This is a genomic window from Acinetobacter sp. HZNU-JH01, from assembly GCF_037996845.1.
GTDB classification, from domain to species: Bacteria; Pseudomonadota; Gammaproteobacteria; order Pseudomonadales; family Moraxellaceae; genus Acinetobacter; species Acinetobacter haemolyticus.
This window is the reverse complement of the sequence record NZ_JBBMZX010000001.1, coordinates 3,244,946-3,265,456: the sequence shown is the minus strand read 5'-3', so window position 1 is coordinate 3,265,456 and position 20,511 is coordinate 3,244,946. Positions and strand designations below refer to the sequence as shown.

The following is a 20,511-nucleotide window of genomic DNA, read 5'->3' as shown; positions in this document are numbered from 1 at the left end:
AAGACCTATCCATTTGCTTTGAACAGCAATAAGCCTAATCAATCCTATGTGAACATTCTGTGATGTGAAATTTCCGAAAGATCATGGTTCGTCTAAACACGGTCTGAGTCAGTTGTCATCGGAATACGAATAGTAAACACACTATTTGGTTTTTTATTTTCATATTGAATCGAACCCTGATGCGCAACGACTATCGCATGGACAACGGCTAAACCTAGCCCCGTTCCACCAAATTCTTTATTACGAGACTCCTCTAAACGAAAAAAAGGATCAAATAAATCATGTTGGTACTCTAAAGCAATCCCAGGCCCTTCATCTTCTATTTGTAAAATCCAATCATTGGCATCTATTCTTGATCTTATTGTTAGCAATCCCGCATTCGCATATCGAACAGCATTATCGACCAGAGCAATGAGAACTTGCTCCATACGTTGTCGATCACAATGCACAATATCTTTTGAAACTTCTGTTTCAATCGTGAGGTGAGCTTGTTTGAGCCTTTCGCCAAACATCGAAATGACTTTATCTACACACGCTTGAAAATTCACAGCTTCAATATTTAATCGGAGCTGTTGGTTTTCGACCAAACTCAATGTTCTTAGGTCTTCAACTAAGTACGAGAGTCCCTCAACTTGGTTCAATAAACTTTTCATGAGTTTAGGTTTAGGCTCAAATACACCATCAACAATCCCCTGTAAACGCCCCTGTAAAATCGTGATTGGCGTACGTAACTCATGTGCAATTGCAGCATTCCAGACTTGTGCCGTTTTCACAGAATCTTCAAGTTTTTGAGCCATATTATTAAAGTTATGCATCAACTCTGATATTTCTGTTGAATGTATTTTCGTATCTTCAGCTCTTGCAGAAAGATCACCTAAGCTAATTTCTTTTGCGGCATTGGCTAGAGAGTTAATTGGAACAATAAAACGTTTCGCCAGCAGTAAACCAATAATTAAGGAGATCACCGTACCACAAAATATCACCGTGAATAGCCAAACCCAATCAACGACATGAAATTCGGTCCAATCCTCTTCCAATGAACCCAGCGTAATCCACCCCGTTTCAATTGCATAATTGTAGATTACATAGCCTATAAAAACAGAAAATAGCGTCACACTTAAGTTCACAATACTCAGCGCGATAAAGAGTTGTTTGCTAATACCTGATTTATTTTTCATGTGGATGATCCAAGCGATAGCCAACACCACGTACATTGATCAACATATGTTGCAGCCCCTGTTCTTCTAGTTTCTTCCTCAATTTACTGACATGACTATCAACGGTACGCTCTAAAGCATCACTATCTGGTAAACAGTGATTCATAAGTTCGCTACGGGTAAAAACTTTGTGTGGATGATCAATAATAAGGAGTAAAATTTTGTACTCAGTTAAAGTCAAATTGAGCAAAACTTTCTGAGTATCTCGATGTACATACACACTATGAATATCTGTATTAATCTCGATATTTTTATAAATTATATTTTTATTTAAAGCTTGAGTGTTTTGCTGAGTCCGTCTGAGAACAGCTTGCACACGAGCCACCACTTCATTTGGATTGAATGGCTTCACGACAAAGTCATCAGCGCCTATACGTAACGCCATGACTTTATCAATATCTTGATCCAGTGCAGTTAACATGATTACAGGCGTCTGAGCTTTTTGACGGATTTTGTTAAGTACCTCCCAACCATTTAACTCAGGAAGTTTAATATCTAAAAGAATTAAATCAATCGGTTGCGATGCATGCATTTCAATCGCCTGCTTCCCATTCATGGCACGAATTACACGCATTCCTTCGCGTTTTAAATAGTGCTCGATAATATCGCCAATATCATACTCATCCTCAACGACAAGAATAAATTTGTCACGACAATCGAATGAAAATGAAGCTTCCAACATAGAGATCAATCATAGAAAAATCAGTCAATCTTCATAATACGACGATTTATCAATTGATCTCCACACTTTTTCCACACTTTACGGATGGTGGTTACACAAAATCAGAAAATACTGTCAACATCAAAAACTCCTGAGATTTGGCAGTATGCAAAAGCATCTTTTACTCCCATTAGTTCTATCCATTGGACTGGTTCTACACGGTTGTAATTCCGAAGTAGAACAACCTGAAGCACCTCCTGCAAAAGTGAGTGTGATCAATGTTCAACCTCAATCTGTAAATTTTAGCGAAAACCTACCCGCACGCGTACAAGCATTTCGTACGGCTGAAATTCGTCCTCAAGTCGGTGGCATTATTGAAAAAGTGCTATTTACTCAAGGGAGTGAGGTAAAGGCAGGACAAGCTTTATATAAAATTAATTCTGAAACCTTCCAAGCTGATGTAAATAGTAATAGAGCTTCACTTAATAAAGCAGAAGCGGAAGTTACACGTCTAAAAGTTCAACTGGAACGTTACGAGCAATTACTTCCGAGTAATGCAATTAGTAAACAAGAAGTCAGTAATGTTCAAGCTGAATATCGCCAAGCTTTGGCGGATGTTGCTCAAATGAAAGCCTTGCTTACACGACAAAATTTAAATCTTCAATATGCAACAGTTCGAGCACCGATTTCAGGGCGTATTGGACAGTCGTTCGTAACTGAAGGTGCTTTAGTTAGCCAAGGTGATGCAAATACCATGGCGACCATCCAGCAAATCGATAAAGTTTATGTCGATGTGAAGCAATCCATTGGAGACTTTGAACGTTTACAAGCGGCATTACAAAGCGGTGAATTATCTGCAAATGACCAAAAAACTGTTCGGATCTTTAACAGTCATGGTCAGCCTTATAACGTGACTGCACGAATGTTGTTTGAAGACATCAATGTTGATCCAGAAACAGGTGATGTCACCATTCGTATTGAAGTCAACAATCCAGAGAGAAAGTTACTACCGGGCATGTATGTCCGTGTGAATATTGATCGCGCTTCTGTCCCACAAGCCTTGTTGATCCCAGCACAAGCGATTCAACGCAATATCTCTGGGGAGCCTCAGGTTTATGTCATCAATACCAAAGGCACTGCTGAAATTCGTCCAATCGAATTAGGGCAGCAATATGAACAATATTACCTAGTCAATAAAGGGCTTAAAACTGGTGAAAAGGTGGTTGTTGAAGGGATTGACCGCATTCAACCTGATCAAAAACTTGAAATGACAGCGTGGAAAATCCCTGCCACCCAAGGAGCCCAATGATGTCCCAATTCTTCATTCGTCGCCCCATTTTTGCGTGGGTGATCGCGATTTTTATTATCTTATTTGGGTTACTGAGTATTCCTAAATTACCGATTGCCCGCTTTCCAAGCGTAGCCCCTCCACAAGTCAATATTAGTGCGGTCTATCCTGGTGCAACACCTAAAACCATTAATGATAGTGTAGTTACACTGATTGAACGGGAATTATCTGGTGTAAAAAACCTGTTGTATTACAGCTCAACCACAGATACGTCTGGTACAGCCGAGATTTCTGCGACCTTTAAACCAGGTACAGATGTGGATATGGCACAAGTGGATGTACAAAACAAAATCAAAGCCATCGAAGCACGTTTGCCTCAAATTGTCCGCCAACAAGGCTTACAAGTTGAGTCTTCGTCATCAGGCTTCTTGATGTTAGTCGGTATCAAATCACCCAATGGTCAATATTCTGAAATTGATTTGAGTGATTATCTTGTCCGCAATGTGGTGGAAGAATTAAAGCGTGTCGAAGGAGTCGGAAAAGTTCAATCCTTTGGTGCAGAAAAAGCCATGCGAATATGGGTCGATCCAAACAAACTCGTGTCTTATGGTCTATCAATTAGTGATGTAAATGCAGCTATTCGTGAAAATAATGTTGAAATCGCACCCGGTCGTCTTGGCGATATGCCTGCCGAACAGGGTCAGCTCATCACCATTCCTTTATCTGCACAAGGGCAACTTGATAGTATAGAGCAATTCAAAAATATCAGTTTGAAAAGCAAAACCAGTGGTAGTGTAATTCGACTTTCTGACGTCGCCAATGTTGAAATTGGCTCTCAAGCCTACAACTTTGCGATCTTGGAGGATGGTAAACCGTCTACTGCTGCTGCAATTCAACTCAGCCCAGGTGCCAATGCAGTAAAAACAGCAGACGCAGTCCGTGAAAAAATCGAAGAGTTAAACATCAATTTACCTGAGGGTATGCAATTTAGTATTCCTTATGACACGGCGCCGTTCGTTAAAATTTCCATTGAGAAAGTCATCCATACTTTATTAGAAGCGATGGTTCTGGTTTTCATCGTGATGTACTTATTCTTACATAACGTTCGATATACGCTGATACCTGCGATTGTCGCACCGATTGCACTACTCGGCACTTTTGCCGTGATGTTAGTTGCAGGCTTTTCCATTAATGTATTGACGATGTTTGGTATGGTGCTCGCCATCGGGATCATCGTGGATGATGCGATCGTCGTGGTGGAAAACGTTGAGCGGATTATGGCAACCGAAGGTTTACCGCCTAAAGAGGCAACCTCTAAAGCCATGAAGGAAATCACCAGTCCAATTATCGGGATTACACTCGTACTGGCAGCGGTATTTTTACCCATGGCATTTGCCAGTGGTTCAGTGGGTATCATTTATCAGCAATTTACCCTGACTATGTCGGTGTCTATTTTATTCTCTGCACTATTGGCTTTGGTCTTAACACCTGCACTCTGTGCCACGATTCTCAAACCAATTGACGGGCATCATCAGAAAAAAGGTTTTTTTGCATGGTTTGATCGTAGCTTTGATAAAGTTACGAAAAAATATGAACGCATCCTACTTAAAGTGATTAAACATAGTATTCCAATGATGGTGATCTTTGTTGTGATTACAGGTTTAACCTTTGCGGGAATGAAGTACTGGCCAACTGCATTTATGCCCGAAGAAGACCAAGGTTGGTTCCTAACCTCCTTCCAACTGCCATCCGATGCAACCACTGAGCGTACAAAAAACATCGTAAATCAGTTTGAGGATAGCCTTAAAGACAATCCAAATGTTAAGAATAACACCACGATTCTCGGTTGGGGCTTTAGCGGTTCTGGACAGAACGTGGCTGTTTCATTTACTACATTGAAGGATTTTAAAGATCGTACTTCTAGCGCATCCGAAATGACCAACGCTGTCAATGCCGAAATGGCAAATAGCAAGGAAGGCGCAACGATGGCTGTGCTTCCACCCGCAATTGATGAGTTAGGTACTTTCTCAGGTTTCAGTCTCCGCTTACAAGACCGTGCCAACTTAGGTATGCCTGCATTGTTAGCCGCACAAGACCAATTGATGGCAATGGCAGCTAAAAACAAAAAGTTTTACATGGTTTGGAATGAAGGTTTACCACAAGGTGACAATATTTCTTTAAAAATTGACCGTGAAAAACTGAATGCTCTAGGTGTGAGATTTGCTGATGTCTCCGATATTATTTCGACTTCTATGGGTTCAATGTATATCAATGATTTTCCAAATCAGGGTCGTATGCAACAAGTGATTGTCCAAGTGGAAGCAAAGTCACGTATGCACTTAAAAGATATTTTGAATCTCAAAGTCGCAGGTGCAAGCGGTCAATTAGTCTCTTTGTCTGAGGTAGTTACACCTGAATGGAACAAAGCTCCCCAACAATATAACCGATACAATGGTCGTCCTTCATTAAGCATTGCGGGTATCCCTAATTTTGATACCTCTTCTGGTGATGCAATGCGTGAAATGGAAAATCTGATCGCTCAATTGCCGAAAGGAATTGGCTATGAATGGACAGGAATTTCACTGCAAGAGAAACAGTCTGAATCGCAAATGGCATTCTTATTGGTTCTATCAATGTTAGTGGTCTTCCTTGTGCTGGCTGCATTATATGAAAGTTGGGCAATTCCACTTTCTGTCATGTTAGTTGTTCCATTGGGCATCTTCGGTGCCATAGTTGCGATTATGACAAGAGGAATGATGAATGACGTATTCTTTAAAATTGGTTTGATTACCATCATTGGACTCTCTGCCAAGAACGCCATTTTGATCGTTGAATTCGCAAAAATGCTCAAAGAAGAAGGGATGAGTTTGATCGAGGCAACAGTACAAGCAGCGAAACTGCGTTTACGTCCGATTTTGATGACCTCACTTGCCTTTACCTGTGGTGTGATTCCCTTAGTGATTGCCTCTGGTGCAAGTTCAGAAACCCAACACGCATTAGGTACAGGTGTATTTGGCGGCATGATATCAGCCACTATTCTTGCAATTTTCTTCGTTCCTGTTTTCTTCGTCTTTATCCTTGGCGGCGTAGAGAAACTGTTTAAATCAAAGCGAACATCCACGAAGCAAGAAACTACCTCCTAAACTGAAAAATCAGAGGAAAGTCACCTTTCCTCTGATACAGCAGGCCTAAACCATATTCATTTCTATTTGGAGCGTACCATGTCTAGATCGACTGTACTTTTATCACGTGGAATCGTCATCTCTACCCTTACTATCGCCCTGACTGCTTGTGTCAGTATGCAAGCCCCTTCACCAGTCATTCGCTCTGATATTCCGCAAAGCTTTAGTCATGCTAATGGTGGAACCTCAATTGCAGAACAAGGTTATAAAGATTTTTTTTCTGATCCTCGTTTATTGCAAGTCATTGAGATCAGTTTAGAGAACAATCGTGATTTGCGCACTGCAACGCTCAATATTCAACGCGCTCAGCAACAGTACCAAATCACTCGAAATGACCAACGACCAATGATAGGAGCCACAGGCAGCGCAGTACGACAAGTAAATCCCTCGATAAATCCCAATAATCCCTACTCTACCTTTCAAGTTGGTTTAGGCGTAACAGCCTATGAATTGGATTTTTGGGGACGAGTGAAAAGTCTCAAAGATACCGCTTTAAATCAATACTTAGCTACGCAAAGCGCACGCGACGCCACACAAATTAGCCTCGTGAGTCAAATCACACAAGCATGGTTAAATTATGCATTTGCGAAAGAGAATCTCAGCCTAGCTGAACAAACCTTAAAAGCTCAACTTGATTCATACGAGCTGAATAAAAAGCGCTTCAACGTTGGGATTGATAGTGAAGTACCATTACGACAAGCACAAATCTCTGTAGAGACTGCTCGTAATGATGTGGCAAATTATAGAACCCAAGTCTTGCAAGCACAGAATTTATTGAATCTATTGGCTGGGCAAACCATTCCACAGGACTTACTGCCTCACCAAGCGATCTCCAATATCACTCAAGAAAAGACCTTTGCAACGGGTTTAAGTAGTGACTTATTGAATAATCGTCCAGATTTAAAAGCTGCCGAATATCAACTGCGTGCTGCAGGTGCAAATATTGGTGCAGCAAAAGCACGAATGTTTCCGACTATTAGCCTAACTGGTTCTGCTGGATATGCTTCAACTGAACTGAATGATTTATTTAAGTCTGGTGGTTTCTCTTGGTCAATCGGCCCAAGTATAGACCTCCCCATTTTTGACTGGGGCACTCGAAAGGCGAATGTTAAAATCTCAGAAACAGACCAAAAGATAGCACTCTCTGAATATGAAAAATCAATTCAAGCTGCTTTTCGTGAGGTGAATGATGCTCTTGCTGCCCATGCACATATTGATGAACGTCTTGATGCTCAACGCCGCTTAGTCTCGGCAACAGATACGACTTATAAGCTATCTAGTGCTCGTTTTAGAGCTGGTATTGATAGTTATCTGACCGTATTGGATGCACAACGTTCAGCTTATGCAGCTCAACAAGGCTTATTGATACTTGAACAAACTAAATTGAATAATCAGATCGAACTCTATAAGGCTTTAGGAGGTGGATTATCTCGACATTCGTAAACGCTTAAGTCTGTTATTCGGGCTGATTTTTAAAGACTCAGCCCTTATAGTGTTTAAGTTTAAATCAGAAAATAACCGTTAATCTATGTTTACACTTTCGCTCACACCAAGATTTTATGAAACAGATGCTTTCGGACATATCAACAATACTGTAATCACAGGTTGGTTTGAAACCGCACGTGAACCTGTTTTTCGTTTATTCAACCCAAGTATGGAAATCAAAAACCTACCTTTGATTCTCGCACGAGTTGAAGTCGATTTTGTTGCCCAAATTTATTATGGTGCTGATATCGAAATCAAAACATGGATTGAACAGATCGGGAATTCTTCATTCATTGTCGCACATGAAGCTTGGCAAAATGATCACTGTGTTGCGCGAGGTAAAGCTGTTCAAGTGTATTTCGATTTCAGCGCGCAGAAATCAGATCGTATTCCAGATCAATTCCGTACTCAGTTACAAAAATATCTGATTAGCCAATAAACATTTTCGCTGAAATAAACTGATTCATTTCAGCGAATTAAACTTACTCGCCTAAATCTTCGAGGAAGTCAAAGGTCGGTACAAAGAATAAGCTCCCAGAAACAGGTGTACTGAAATCTAATAACCGATCCACATGACCATTTTCTTTGCCAAGAAACATATTTTCTAACATCGTTTTGGTGATATTGAATGAGCGTGAATACCCAATAAAGAAAGTGCCGTACTCTCCTTCAGTTGGGTTTGAAAATGGCATATTGGCTCTGAGAATTTTCAATTCATTGCCATCAGCATCGTGTGCTTTACTCACCACATTATGTGCATTTTGTGGCTTAACATCATCACCTAATTCAACATCATCATATTTCTTTCTGCCAATCACTTTTTCTTGTTCTTCGGTGCTTAGCCCTTTCCACATTTCCATGTTATGTAAATATTTTTGAATGAATACATAACTACCACCAAGGAACTCAGCATCTTCTGCACCTACATAAGCGATTTCTTTGGCAATTTCATGTTCAGGATTTTCAGTACCATCCACAAAGCCTAAAATGGCACGGCCATCAAAATATCTGAAACCTTTGGTTTCACTGATGGGATAGGTATCTTGTTTAAGTTGTTCATGGAGAATCGCAGCAAGTTCATAGCAGATCGCCACCTGATCCGCTCGGATATGGAAAAATAAATCTCCTGCTGTCGCTACCGCAGTATGCTTTATTCCCTTTATTTCCTGAAATGGAGTTAGCTCTTTCGGTTTATTTAACTGTGGAAATAATAAGTCCCAGGCATTTGAACCAATCCCAACAGAAGCACTAAAGTTACTCTGTGGAAATCGATGATTGAGACTCCGAACCAAAGCAGAAAAGTTTGCAAGAAAATCAATCACCCCAGAATAATCAGGTTGAGCATTGATACCTAGAACGATAAATAAGGCATTTTCACCTGAAAGATTATTAATTACAGGCTGTGGTCTAAGCGGTATATTCATAATTTTTAGGAATAAAAAAGTTAATACGTATATCCTACACAAATCGATGAATCACTTAGCAACAGAAACACAAATTTTTACTATTCCTGCGTATAAACGACAAAGCTATCTCCACGACAAAAACTTGCTAAGGTTAGGTTCAATTTTTTTGCCATTTCGATTGCCATGCTAGTCGGTGCCGAAATCGTTGCCAATAAAGCAATGTTGAATTGCGCACATTTGCGAATCAGCTCATAACTGGCACGACTAGTCATAACCACAAAACCATCCGCAACATTTAACTTTTGTTCAGCCAAATAACCCAATAATTTATCTAAGGCATTGTGTCGCCCAACATCTTCAAACAAAGCAATGATCTGACCTTTGACCACCCAAGCAGCGGCATGTGCACCACCTGTTAATTCACTTATTTTTTGTTTAGCTTTGAGTTGAGCAATTGCACTTGGAATTTGATTAAGCCAAGAGGACGGAACATGACTGCTCACCAATGGCAGCTCGGAATAAAGTTGCTTTAAACTCTCAATCCCGCATAAACCACAACCTGTTCGCCCAACCATCATCCGTCGATGTTGTTTGAGGGCCATAAATGCACGCGATGCAATTGTCATCTCGACTTGCACACCCAGTTCATTTTGACTAATTTCAATCGAATATAATTCGTTGAGGCTCTGCACAATTCCTTCAGATAAGCTAAAGCCTTTGGCGAATACCTCAATATCGGACGGCGTTGCCATCATAACTGCATGAGAAATTCCGTTATATATCAATGCAATCGGATATTCCTGAACGATATAATCCATTTCATTTTCAGACAAATCCTGATGGAAACGGTGTACTTGCACCGTTTCATAGCCGCGTATTTTGGTATCCACCGATAAACCTCTTTGATATTTCTCACTCGAATATTAAAAATCGAATACGTTATACGCCACTGACCCGTTGATTTGCGTGTTCTGGATCAACTTCAACTGCCAAATTAAAATGTTCAGGTGCTTGTCCAGCATGAAGAATGACAGGAATACTCTTTGATGCAGGAATCTTGGCGTATTTATCGTGGCTACCTAATGCAACTAACGGATTGGTTTCTGGATAGTATGCCGCTAAGCTACCTTGGGGAATGTTATAGGGTACGATACGGAAACTATGCACAATCCGCTTAACACCATCAGAGAATACACTTTCAATATCAACCCATTGATCAGCTTCAAAACCTGCCGTATCTATATCTGCTTGATTCATAAACAACACACGACGTTGTCCATAGACACCCCGATAACGATCATCTAATCCATATAAAGTCGTATTGTATTGGTCATGCGAGCGTGTGGTCATTAAGGTATAAACCTGTTGTTCGCTATAAGCGGCCGCATATTGATTTTCAGCATCCTCATAAACTTCTGCCAAAGGCGTAATCAAGAATTGGGCTTTACCACTTGGTGTATTCCAAACATGTTGATTGGCAGGATGCTCTAAGTGAAAACCACCCGGTTGGTAAACCCGCTGATTAAAGTCATGGAACTCATCAAAAACATCAGCAATAGAATCACGAATACGATCATAACTCTCGATATACCAACGCCATTTGACTTGACTATCAGGCAAAGTGGCTGCTGCCATACGTGCCACAATGTCAGGTTCAGACAAAATATTGTCTGAGATTGGTGGATTGCGTCCTGCGGATAAATGGACATTACTCATAGAATCTTCGACGGAAATTGCTTGTGGACCATGCACTTGCATATCAACTTCGGTACGTCCGAGACAAGGGAGCATCAATGCATCTTTGCCACACACCAAATGGCTTCGGTTAAGTTTAGTGGTGATGTTTACGGTCAAATTACAGCGTCGAAGTGCTTCTTGTGTATAAGGTGTGTCTGGTGTGGCAACTGCGAAATTACCACCTAAACCAATAAAGACTTTTACCTCTCCTTCATACATCGCTTTAATGGTATCAACCACACCAAAGCCATGTTTGCGAGGAGATGTGATCCCAAACACACGGTCAATGCTATCTAACAACTTATCGCTTGGATTTTCATTAATCCCCATCGTGCGATCACCTTGTACATTGCTGTGACCACGTACAGGACATAAACCTGAGCCCGGGCGACCAATATGCCCTCTAGCCAACATTAAGTTTGCAAGCATATGAATATTGGCAGTCCCATGACGATGTTGAGTGATGCCCATGCCCCAACAGAAAATTGCGGTTTTAACATCTAAATACATTTTCGCAATCGATTCTAAATGCTCAGGTGAAAGCCCTGTATATTTATGGATTTGTTCCCAGTCCGTGCGATCAACTTCAGCTAACATTTCATCAAAACCAATCGTATTCATCGCAATAAAACTACGATCAAATACACTCGGTTTTCCTTGCGCTATCGCCTTTTTGTCCCATTCAGATAGATGCTTGAGCACACCAAATAGTAGTGCATAATCTCCCCCAATTTTGGGCTGGAAATAATAACGACTGATCGGCGTACTACCATTGGTCATCATTTCCAACGGTGCTTGAGGATCTTGAAAACGTTCCAAGCCACGCTCTTTGATAGGATTAATGGCAATAATATTGCCGCCACGCTTTGAAACCTCTCTCAGCGTTGCCAACATTCGTGGATGATTGGTACCCGGATTATGACCAAAACTAAAGATCGCATCTGCTTGATCAAAGTCATCTAAGATAACCGTACCTTTTCCCAAACCAATTGAATCTTTTAAACCAACGCTCGTCGTCTCATGGCACATATTGGAACAATCAGGAAAATTATTGGTTCCAAAACTTCTTACAAAAAGTTGGTACAAAAAAGCGGCTTCGTTACTGGCACGACCAGAGGTATAAAATGCGGCTTGGTCTGGGTGATCTAAAGCTTGTAAATGTTTGGCGATGAGCTGGAAAGCTTCATCCCAAGAAATTGGGACATATTTATCTGAGCTAGGATCGTAGCGCATCGGATCAGTTAAACGTCCAAGATCTTCTAGATAGAAATCACTCTGCTCAGCCAACCAACTGACCGTATGCTCTGCAAAAAACTCAGGTGTTACTGTTTTACTGGTTGCCTCAAATGCAACGGCTTTGGCACCGTTTTCACAGAAGTTAAAGGCATGCGCATCTTTTTTTTCAGGCCATGCACAACCCGGACAATCAAAACCTGTTGGCTGATTAATATTAAGTAGTGTGATTGAACCTTTCTTTAGAATATCTTGCCTTTTGAGGTTACGGGCAACACTGAGCAATGCTCCCCAACCACCTGCTGGTTGGTTATACGGCTCAATTCTGGCAAAGCCATTATTTTCTTGCTTATGAATGGTTTGTTCTGAATTATCCATCTAGCTGCCCTCATCTGAGCTTTTGTCATTTCTACACAAGTAGAATTAACATGAAAGCAGCTTGCTTGACTATTCAAGTTTTGTCTGATTATTTTAACTGTTGAGCTTCAACATTTTTTTGCTGCTGTGAAGGCATATAATCAGGTTGATGGCTCACTGCTAAAAAGAAGAACAGTAGGAATAAGCAACCTAGAAAAATACTAATTCCAACAGTAAGATACGGAAATTTTGATTGTGCTTGAGACATATAATCTCTCCTCTTTAAATCCTAAACTCAATGATGTGACAACTCATTTGTAGATAAAACTTTAAAGTTGGCACCATTTTGAATACGTGTTTGCATGTATTCGCCATAAACTGATAATTTTTCAAAGATATGTTCCGAATAAAACATATCCTCAATGAGATGCATTGCTTGCTGCTGGTTAAATTGACCAGTCTGAGCAATCAGCGGCGTATTTAATTGAGAAAACAATACACAAAGATTTCGATGAAACTCATCTTTGGTTTTAAACAATAATTTCCGAGTATTAATCAAATCATCATTTACAACTGATCGCTGTTTATCCGCATAGATCACATGAATTTTAATTTCAAAATAATCTTGTAAGATGCAAAGCTGTACTTCATCGATACGCAAATATGTAATTAAAAACACTTCAGAAACGTCGGTTCTACACAAGGCCTTAATCAAACTCCGATACAAGAAATCTTCTTCATTTCTCGGCTGATCAACCAGATCGATATATAAGTTGAGGCTTTGTATAACCTCTTCAATTTTTAAATGAATACTTCGATCTGATTGATAATATTGATTCAGAATCTTAAATACAGACAGTGAGTACGAAGTGGTATAAATCACAGATTGATTTAAGTTGGCGATGATCAATGGCGCAAATAAGTACGCAAGATTATTGTCATTCTTAACAATTTGGGCTTGCGCAATATACACGACACGCGCTTTAGAAAAGTTTCTTAGTACTTTCGCTCTGAGTAGCGTCGCTTCTAAATTGACATATTCTAGACATAACTTGTGCTGTATCCATTCAGAAGGTTGCTGCTCTGGAAAAAGCCGAGTTATTGCATTGAGTTCTGGGGTTACAAACGTCATTGATGCCATCCAGCCGAATCTGTAGCTTGAGATCCAGCAACTTATTTTTTGAGTAATCTAACAAGCTGCTTGGTTGATGGCTTTATTGTGCAATGAATACAAATTGATAAGTAGCTACAGAGTTTTACTAAAAAAATATAACAGATCATTTCTTTTTCATTTATCTGTTATAAAATTATTTATATAAAAGGCATTACTCATAAACAAAAAAGTTTGATCTGGGTATTTTATGTATAAATCAGAACAGTTAGCACATCAGCTGAAACTTCTCATCGAAAATGGATCATGGGAACCCCATAGCAAATTGCCGTCCTTACGAGAACAAGTCCAACGATCTGGTTTTAGTCTCATTACAGTAATGAATGCTTATCAAGAACTAGAAGCACAGGGCTTAATTTATTCAAAAGAAAAATCGGGTTATTTCGTTTCTGAACAAAGTCATCAACATATTCCACAAGCCTCCACTGTGGTGTCATTAAATCCCAAAATTGAAATCAACTCGCTAGTATTTAAATATCTAAAGTCGATTCAGTCGGATCAAATCTGCCCCTTAGGATCAGCGTTTCCAGATAGCCAATTGCTCTATCCACCCAAGTTAATTCAGATCATGGGACAGCTCTCTCGCAATCGGCAAAGTTATGATCAAACTTCCAATCTGCCACCGGGAAATTTTGCCTTAAGAAAACTGATTGCTCAGCGCTATTGTATGCAAGGCATACCAACCGATGCTGATGATATCGTTATCACATCTGGGGGCTTGGAAGCTTTAAATTTATCACTACAGACCATCACGCAACCTGGTGATTATATTCTGTTGCAGCAAACAATTTTCTATGGTGCATGGCAAGCGGCTGAACGTTTAGGTTTGAAGGTCATCACCCTGCCTGAACATCCCCTACATGGCTTTGATCTTGAGGCTTTTGAGCAAGTGATTCGAGATTATCCAATTAAAGTCTGTTGGTTCATGCTCAATGCTCATAACCCGATTGGCTTTACAGTCAGTAACGAGACTAAGTATAAAATTGCCAAGCTTTTACACGAGCACCAAATTCATTTAATCGAAGATGATGTCTATGAAGAATTGTTCTATGGTGCTCAAAAACCATTACCAATGAAGTATTTTGATCAACAAAACTTTGTCTTACACTGTTCATCTTTCTCCAAGACCCTAGGCTCTGGCTTCCGTATAGGCTGGGTTTATGCAGGTAAGTTCTCAGAACACATCCAACATTTACAATTGATGAGCACCATTTCTGCGAATGCACTGATTCAAAATGCATTGGTTGAGTTCTTATCACATCATCATTATGAAAAGCATTTGAGAACGCTTAGACGTGCTCTAGAAAAGAATAAAAAACAATTTTTTCAATATCTCAAACAACATTTACCCAAAGGCTGCAAAGTCTTTAACTACCCAAGTGGCTATTTTCTATGGATTCAACTGCCTGACAAAGTCAACAGTATGCAAATCTATGAACAGCTGATCCAACAACAGATTGGAATCGCGCCAAGTCCGCTCTTTAATGTACTACCTTCACATCAACACTTTATTCGAATGAATTGCTCTTTTGAATGGACAATGCATATTCAATATGCAGTCGATCAATTTATTCAAGCTGTTGAGGATGCAATCTAGCTCAATCTCATAAAAAAACGCCCTTAAGCCATTTAGCTTAAGAGCGTTTTGATTCACCGAGTTATAAACTAACCAGGGAAAATACCACGCTCTTTACGTGCTTTTAAAATACGCTCACAACCCAAAATGAAGGCAGCTGTACGTAAAGTACATTCTTTCTCACTTGATTTGTGCCATACATCATTAATCGCTTGAATCATGAGTTTATCAAGACGTTCATTGATTTCTTCTTCTGACCAGAAATAGCTCGACATATCCTGAACCCATTCGAAATAAGATACGGTTACACCACCCGCATTACAGATTACGTCTGGAACAACAGTGATACCACGTTCAACGAGGATGTCATCCGCTTCTGGATATGTTGGGCCGTTCGCGCCTTCAAGTACCAGTTTTGCTGATAAGTTTTTCGCACGTTCAACTGTGATCTGACTTTCTAACGCAGCAGGGATCAAGATATCCATGTCTACAGTCCAGAACGCTTCATCGCTGATCGCTTGCGCACCAGCAAAACCACCCACACCTTGATGAGTTTCCATGTGTGTTTTTAATGCCGCAAGATCAATCCCGTCAGGATTGTAAATCGTACCTGTATGATCCTGGATTGTTACGATTTTAGATTTTGATTCAACGAATAAATACGCAGCTTCACTACCTACGTTACCAAAACCCTGCACCGCAACTTTCGCGCCATCTAAAGGTAATTTGATTTTTTCAGCAACTTGCTGACCAGTAATAAATACACCTCGACCTGTTGCTTTGATACGCCCCAAAGAACCGCCCAAATGTACAGGTTTACCTGTTACCACACCCGTTACGGTATGACCTTGACCCGATGAATAAGTATCCATGATCCAGCCCATAACGTTTGGATTAGTACCCACGTCTGGTGCAGGAATATCTTTTTGTGGACCAATAATATGGCTGATTTCACTGGTATAACGGCGTGTTAAGCGTTCTAATTCACGTGGAGAAAGTTGACGTGGGTCAACACGGATACCGCCTTTTGCACCGCCAAATGGTAGATTTACCACCGCAGTCTTAATTGTCATCCATGCTGAAAGTGCCATTACTTCATTTAAATCTACATCTGGGTGATAGCGAATACCGCCTTTACCCGGACCACGTGACAAGTTGTGTTGTACACGATAACCCTCGAAATGACGAATTGTGCCATCGTCCATAACAATTGGCACGTCAACGATCAAAGCACGTTTTGGGCGCTTCAATGTATCCACATAACCTTCTAGACCTTCTAGATATGGAGCAACACGCTCGATCTGTTCGAGATAAGTTGCCCATGGACCGTCATTTTGAGAGACATAAGATAAATTAGACATTTTTGCCTTATCCTTTTGAAAGGTTCACGTGAACCATCAATCAAATATATAGTTAAAAATTATATAAGCGGCTAATTTGGCAGTTCTGCTATCCAAATCGAACCGTGGATTACATTCAGCCACATCAAAAACTTTAATTTTGCCAGTTTCCTTTATGGCTTCTAATAATGGATCAAATACCGATAAATCAACTCCTTTTACCGCTGGTGCGCTTACACCCGGCGCAATGCTAGCACTAAATACATCAAGGTCAACCGTAATATACAAATAGTCAACTTTTCCGATAAATTTTTGTATTTTTAAGATTATATTTTCGACATTTTTCTGTTGTAATTCATCATCGTAAATATAAGTACTGTTCAAACGGTCTGCTGTTTCAAACAAAATTTTGGTATTGGAGTGCTTCGCCACACCAATGCATAGATAATGAAACTCTTGTTGGTGTTGTGCTGATAATGTTGCTGCATTGAGAAAAGGCGTGCCTGAAGTGACTTGCTCTGCTTCACGAAGATCAAAATGGGCATCGAAATTGATAATTCCAATCTTTTTATTTGGCTCGTGATTTTGAATATATTGAAACAAACCTGAAAAACTACCAAAAGCAACCTCATGCCCACCGCCCAATACAATCGGCTTCATGCCCTGTTTCAAACAACGTTCAACCTGATCAGCCAATTCAGCCTGTGCAGCTTCCAACTTACCACTATCACAAACGACAGTTCCAAGATCGGCAATTGTGACAGGTTGGTGCACAGGTAAATTCGCCAATTGCGCACGAATCAGATCTGGCGCATCCGCAGCACCGACACGACCTTTATTTCGCTTTACGCCTTCATCTGAACTAAAACCAATGAATGCATATGTGGCGTGTTGACTGGTATTGACCACCTGATGGATACGTAAGTGCGCCTCACCTTCTCCATCATATCTTCCTTGCCACTTAAATGAATGATCCATAATTAATATCGCTACTTAAATGTTATGCACTTAGCTGATCGAAATTTCAGTACCATGGCGTATGATTCTTTTGCCTAAATCACCGCCGAGCCAATACACAATTTCAGAAGGGTGCTCAATGTCCCATGCAATAAAATCCGCATATTTCCCTTGTTCTAAACTGCCGTGTGTTGCCTGTAAACCTAATGCATGAGCGGCATGAATCGTGACACCTGCCAAAGCTTGTTCAGGCGTTAAACGAAACAAAGTACTCCCCATATTCAACATCAAACGTAAAGACAAAGCTGGTGAAGTTCCTGGATTCAAATCGCTAGATAATGCAATCCGAACACCATGCTTATGCAAGCTTTCTAGTGGCGGAAGTTGGGTTTCTCTCAAAAAATAAAATGCACCGGGCAATAGCACAGCAACCGTTCCAGCCTCAGCCATTGCCTTAACATCATCTTCCGTCATGAACTCTAAGTGATCAGCAGATAATGCATGGTAACGTGCAGCTAAACTTGAGCCACCCAATGAAGAAAGCTGTTCTGCATGCAATTTAATTGGAAGATTTAATGTTTTCGCTGTTTTAAATACACGCTCAACTTGTTCAGGTGAAAATGCTAAATACTCACAGAACGCGTCAACAGCATCGACAAGCCCTTCTTGATGCAGTTTAGGCAACATTTCTGTACAAATATGCTCAATATAGGCATCACCTTGATCTTTAAATTCAGGCGGCAATGCATGTGCAGCTAAGCACGTGCTTTTCACAGTCATAGGTAATGTTTGTGCAATCTGACGAATGACACGCAACATTTTCCGTTCATTTTCATAATCCAAGCCATAACCTGACTTGATTTCAATGGTCGTCACACCTTCTTTTAACATGCAACGAATACGTTTTAGCGCTGATTCAAGTAACTGCGCTTCAGTTGCTTCACGGGTTGCCCGCACAGTACTGGCGATCCCACCACCATTTGCAGCAATCTCCGCATAGCTCACACCTTGTAAACGTTGTTCGAACTCAACACTACGATTCCCCCCAAAAACACTATGGGTATGACAATCAATCATGCCAGGTGTGACCCATGCACCATTGAGATCAATAGATTCTTCAAACTCTAGTGGAGGTACATCTTTTTCTAAACCGATCCAATCAATATGCTTTCCATCTGTCACCATGGCTGCATTTTCTATACTGGAATATTGTCCATTTTGCATCGTGGCAATATGACAGTTTTTCCAAAGCTTTTTCATGCATTTATCCTCAAATAGCCCAAGCATTAACTACTTAGGCTATTTTGTCTTTCATATTCTAGTTCTATTGATTAAGCTTTAACTAAACTCGGTAACAAATTTGGGAGAATGAGCTCATTCAAACAACCACTTGCGAGTAACTCACTTGCTTGTTCAATATCAGGAGCAAAGAAACGGTCTTCACTGTAATACGGCACTTGATCACGCAACACTTTACGCGCACGTTCAAGTTTCGGAGAGCTTTTTAAACCTTCACGGAAATCAAGACCTTGACAGGCACCTAACCACTCCACCGCCAAGATGCCACGAACGTTATCTGCCATATACCACAAGCGTTTACCTGCATTTGGTGCCATAGAAACATGGTCTTCTTGGTTTGCTGAAGTTGGCAAACTATCCACACTTGCAGGATGTGCTAAAGCTTTGTTGTCACTTGCCAATGCTGCGGCAGTCACTTGAGCAATCATAAAGCCTGAGTTCACGCCCCCATTGGCCACCAAGAATGGTGGAAGTTGTGACATGTGACGATCCATCATCATCGAAATACGACGTTCAGACAGTGAACCAATTTCAGCAATTGCTAGTGCCAAATTATCTGCCGCCATTGCCACAGGCTCAGCATGGAAATTACCACCTGAAATCACATCACCTTCAGCAGCGAAAACCAGTGGATTATCTGACACAGCATTTGATTCAATTTCTAATACTTCTGCTGCTTGACGAATTTGAGTCAAACAGGCACCCATCACTTGCGGTTGGCAACGTAATGAATATGGGTCTTGAACTTTGCTGCAATCTTCATGTGAGTGGGCAATTTCACTTGAGTCAGTCAATAAGTCACGATAAGCCGCAGCAACATCGATTTGCCCACGTTGACCACGTGCTTCATGGATACGAGCATCAAATGGTGCACGTGAACCCAACATTGCTTCAACGCTTAAACCACCACAAACCGTAGCTGCTGCAAATAAATCTTCTGCTTCAAATAAACCACGTAACGCATAAGCTGTTGATACTTGTGTACCATTTAATAAGGCCAAACCTTCTTTAGCCGCAAGAGAAATTGGTTCTAAACCAGCCGCTTTTAGTGCATCAACAGCAGATAGCCACTCACCTTTATGGCGAGCTTTACCCTCACCTAATAACACTAAAGACATATGTGCTAATGGTGCTAAATCACCTGAAGCACCAACCGATCCTTTAAGTGGAATATGTGGATACACTTCCGCATTGATCAACGCAAGAATGGCATCAATCACTTTACGGCGAATACCTGAGAAACCACGTGCCAAGCTGTTTGCTTTGAGCAACATGATTAAACGAACCATCGCATCATCTAATGGTTCACCAACACCTGCTGCATGAGAAAGTACCAGTGAACGTTGTAATTTTTCTAAATCTTCAGGCGCAATTTTAGTTGAAGCGAGCAAGCCAAAGCCTGTATTAATCCCGTAAGCGGTACGGCCTTCATTTACTATTTTTTCGACACATGCAACACTGGCATTAATGCCTGCGGATGCACTGTCATCAAGTTTGACTTTAATTGGATTGAGGTAGGCATGACGAAGATCTGCTAAGGTAAGTTTGCCGGGTTGAATTAAAAGTTCCATCGTTGGCGTCCTGTTTTGCATTCTATTGTTC

General features: G+C 40.7%; 16 protein-coding genes. 5 read left to right on the top strand and 11 right to left on the bottom strand.

Going from position 1 to position 20,511, the window contains the following annotated elements; all coding sequences use genetic code 11:
* Positions 1 to 92: 92 nt before the first annotated feature.
* Positions 93 to 1,178, bottom strand: coding sequence for a two-component sensor histidine kinase AdeS (adeS, locus tag AAC851_RS15450; protein WP_005089995.1), 1,086 nt, complete (start codon positions 1,176 to 1,178; stop codon positions 93 to 95).
* Positions 1,168 to 1,899, bottom strand: coding sequence for an efflux system response regulator transcription factor AdeR (adeR, locus tag AAC851_RS15445; protein ID WP_005089992.1), 732 nt, complete (start codon positions 1,897 to 1,899; stop codon positions 1,168 to 1,170). Before adeR ends, adeS begins: the two co-directional genes overlap by 11 nt.
* Before the next feature lie 145 nt (positions 1,900 to 2,044).
* Here adeR and AAC851_RS15440 point away from each other — a divergent pair, with 145 nt between their 5' ends.
* From AAC851_RS15440 to AAC851_RS15425, 4 genes are all read left to right on the top strand, one after another.
* Positions 2,045 to 3,187: an efflux RND transporter periplasmic adaptor subunit gene (locus AAC851_RS15440; protein WP_005089991.1), complete on the top strand. Its 1,143-nt coding sequence runs from the start codon at positions 2,045 to 2,047 to the stop codon at positions 3,185 to 3,187.
* The gene (locus AAC851_RS15435) at positions 3,184 to 6,309 is read left to right on the top strand and encodes an efflux RND transporter permease subunit (RefSeq protein ID WP_008941347.1); all 3,126 of its coding nucleotides are present in this window, start codon (positions 3,184 to 3,186) and stop codon (positions 6,307 to 6,309) included. The genes AAC851_RS15440 and AAC851_RS15435 overlap by 4 nt, the downstream gene beginning before the upstream one ends.
* A 78-nt stretch (positions 6,310 to 6,387) precedes the next feature.
* Positions 6,388 to 7,791: an AdeC/AdeK/OprM family multidrug efflux complex outer membrane factor gene (gene adeC / locus AAC851_RS15430; protein ID WP_005089988.1), complete on the top strand. Its 1,404-nt coding sequence runs from the start codon at positions 6,388 to 6,390 to the stop codon at positions 7,789 to 7,791.
* Positions 7,792 to 7,876: 85 nt separating this feature from the next.
* Positions 7,877 to 8,272: an acyl-CoA thioesterase gene (locus AAC851_RS15425; RefSeq protein ID WP_005089986.1), complete on the top strand. Its 396-nt coding sequence runs from the start codon at positions 7,877 to 7,879 to the stop codon at positions 8,270 to 8,272.
* 43 nt (positions 8,273 to 8,315) lie between these two features.
* Here AAC851_RS15425 and AAC851_RS15420 read toward each other — a convergent pair whose 3' ends face one another.
* From AAC851_RS15420 to AAC851_RS15400, 5 genes are all read right to left on the bottom strand, one after another.
* The gene (locus AAC851_RS15420; RefSeq protein ID WP_005089984.1) at positions 8,316 to 9,257 is read right to left on the bottom strand and encodes a Dyp-type peroxidase; all 942 of its coding nucleotides are present in this window, start codon (positions 9,255 to 9,257) and stop codon (positions 8,316 to 8,318) included.
* Between the two features lie 80 nt (positions 9,258 to 9,337).
* Positions 9,338 to 10,129, bottom strand: a complete 792-nt coding sequence (gene fdhD, locus AAC851_RS15415) for a formate dehydrogenase accessory sulfurtransferase FdhD (protein ID WP_005082587.1) — start codon at positions 10,127 to 10,129, stop codon at positions 9,338 to 9,340.
* Between the two features lie 49 nt (positions 10,130 to 10,178).
* Positions 10,179 to 12,587: an FdhF/YdeP family oxidoreductase gene (locus tag AAC851_RS15410; RefSeq protein WP_340601024.1), complete on the bottom strand. Its 2,409-nt coding sequence runs from the start codon at positions 12,585 to 12,587 to the stop codon at positions 10,179 to 10,181.
* Between the two features lie 88 nt (positions 12,588 to 12,675).
* Positions 12,676 to 12,834 carry a hypothetical protein gene (locus AAC851_RS15405; protein ID WP_167365848.1) on the bottom strand — a complete coding sequence of 53 codons (159 nt, stop codon included), beginning with the start codon at positions 12,832 to 12,834 and terminating at the stop codon, positions 12,676 to 12,678.
* A gap of 27 nt (positions 12,835 to 12,861) precedes the next feature.
* Complete coding sequence (locus AAC851_RS15400; RefSeq protein WP_075315440.1) at positions 12,862 to 13,698, bottom strand: hypothetical protein; 837 nt, start codon at positions 13,696 to 13,698, stop codon at positions 12,862 to 12,864.
* A 229-nt stretch (positions 13,699 to 13,927) separates the two neighbouring features.
* Between AAC851_RS15400 and AAC851_RS15395 the strand changes: the two genes are divergently transcribed.
* Positions 13,928 to 15,334, top strand: coding sequence for an aminotransferase-like domain-containing protein (locus AAC851_RS15395; protein ID WP_340601023.1), 1,407 nt, complete (start codon positions 13,928 to 13,930; stop codon positions 15,332 to 15,334).
* A 68-nt stretch (positions 15,335 to 15,402) separates the two neighbouring features.
* Here the strand turns inward: AAC851_RS15395 and AAC851_RS15390 are convergent, their stop codons facing one another.
* The 4 genes from AAC851_RS15390 to hutH all read right to left on the bottom strand — a co-directional run bounded on the left by AAC851_RS15390 (position 15,403) and on the right by hutH (position 20,480).
* Positions 15,403 to 16,674: a Glu/Leu/Phe/Val family dehydrogenase gene (locus tag AAC851_RS15390; RefSeq protein ID WP_004639559.1), complete on the bottom strand. Its 1,272-nt coding sequence runs from the start codon at positions 16,672 to 16,674 to the stop codon at positions 15,403 to 15,405.
* Positions 16,675 to 16,710: 36 nt separating this feature from the next.
* The gene (hutG, locus tag AAC851_RS15385) at positions 16,711 to 17,631 is read right to left on the bottom strand and encodes a formimidoylglutamase (RefSeq protein WP_340601022.1); all 921 of its coding nucleotides are present in this window, start codon (positions 17,629 to 17,631) and stop codon (positions 16,711 to 16,713) included.
* 30 nt (positions 17,632 to 17,661) lie between these two features.
* Entirely contained in the window at positions 17,662 to 18,870 is a 1,209-nt protein-coding gene (gene hutI / locus AAC851_RS15380; RefSeq protein ID WP_340601021.1) for an imidazolonepropionase, read from the bottom strand.
* 71 nt (positions 18,871 to 18,941) lie between these two features.
* Entirely contained in the window at positions 18,942 to 20,480 is a 1,539-nt protein-coding gene (gene hutH, locus AAC851_RS15375) for a histidine ammonia-lyase (protein WP_340601020.1), read from the bottom strand.
* Between the last annotated feature and the right edge of the window lie 31 nt (positions 20,481 to 20,511).

Coding starts and splice junctions, on each gene's coding strand:
- adeS (WP_005089995.1), bottom strand. CDS start 1,178: ATGAAAAATAAATCAGGTATTAGCAAACAACTCTTTATCGCGCTGAGT.
- adeR (WP_005089992.1), bottom strand. CDS start 1,899: ATGTTGGAAGCTTCATTTTCATTCGATTGTCGTGACAAATTTATTCTT.
- AAC851_RS15440 (WP_005089991.1), top strand. CDS start 2,045: ATGCAAAAGCATCTTTTACTCCCATTAGTTCTATCCATTGGACTGGTT.
- AAC851_RS15435 (WP_008941347.1), top strand. CDS start 3,184: ATGATGTCCCAATTCTTCATTCGTCGCCCCATTTTTGCGTGGGTGATC.
- adeC (WP_005089988.1), top strand. CDS start 6,388: ATGTCTAGATCGACTGTACTTTTATCACGTGGAATCGTCATCTCTACC.
- AAC851_RS15425 (WP_005089986.1), top strand. CDS start 7,877: ATGTTTACACTTTCGCTCACACCAAGATTTTATGAAACAGATGCTTTC.
- AAC851_RS15420 (WP_005089984.1), bottom strand. CDS start 9,257: ATGAATATACCGCTTAGACCACAGCCTGTAATTAATAATCTTTCAGGT.
- AAC851_RS15410 (WP_340601024.1), bottom strand. CDS start 12,587: ATGGATAATTCAGAACAAACCATTCATAAGCAAGAAAATAATGGCTTT.
- AAC851_RS15405 (WP_167365848.1), bottom strand. CDS start 12,834: ATGTCTCAAGCACAATCAAAATTTCCGTATCTTACTGTTGGAATTAGT.
- AAC851_RS15400 (WP_075315440.1), bottom strand. CDS start 13,698: ATGACGTTTGTAACCCCAGAACTCAATGCAATAACTCGGCTTTTTCCA.
- AAC851_RS15395 (WP_340601023.1), top strand. CDS start 13,928: ATGTATAAATCAGAACAGTTAGCACATCAGCTGAAACTTCTCATCGAA.
- AAC851_RS15390 (WP_004639559.1), bottom strand. CDS start 16,674: ATGTCTAATTTATCTTATGTCTCTCAAAATGACGGTCCATGGGCAACT.
- hutG (WP_340601022.1), bottom strand. CDS start 17,631: ATGGATCATTCATTTAAGTGGCAAGGAAGATATGATGGAGAAGGTGAG.
- hutI (WP_340601021.1), bottom strand. CDS start 18,870: ATGAAAAAGCTTTGGAAAAACTGTCATATTGCCACGATGCAAAATGGA.
- hutH (WP_340601020.1), bottom strand. CDS start 20,480: ATGGAACTTTTAATTCAACCCGGCAAACTTACCTTAGCAGATCTTCGT.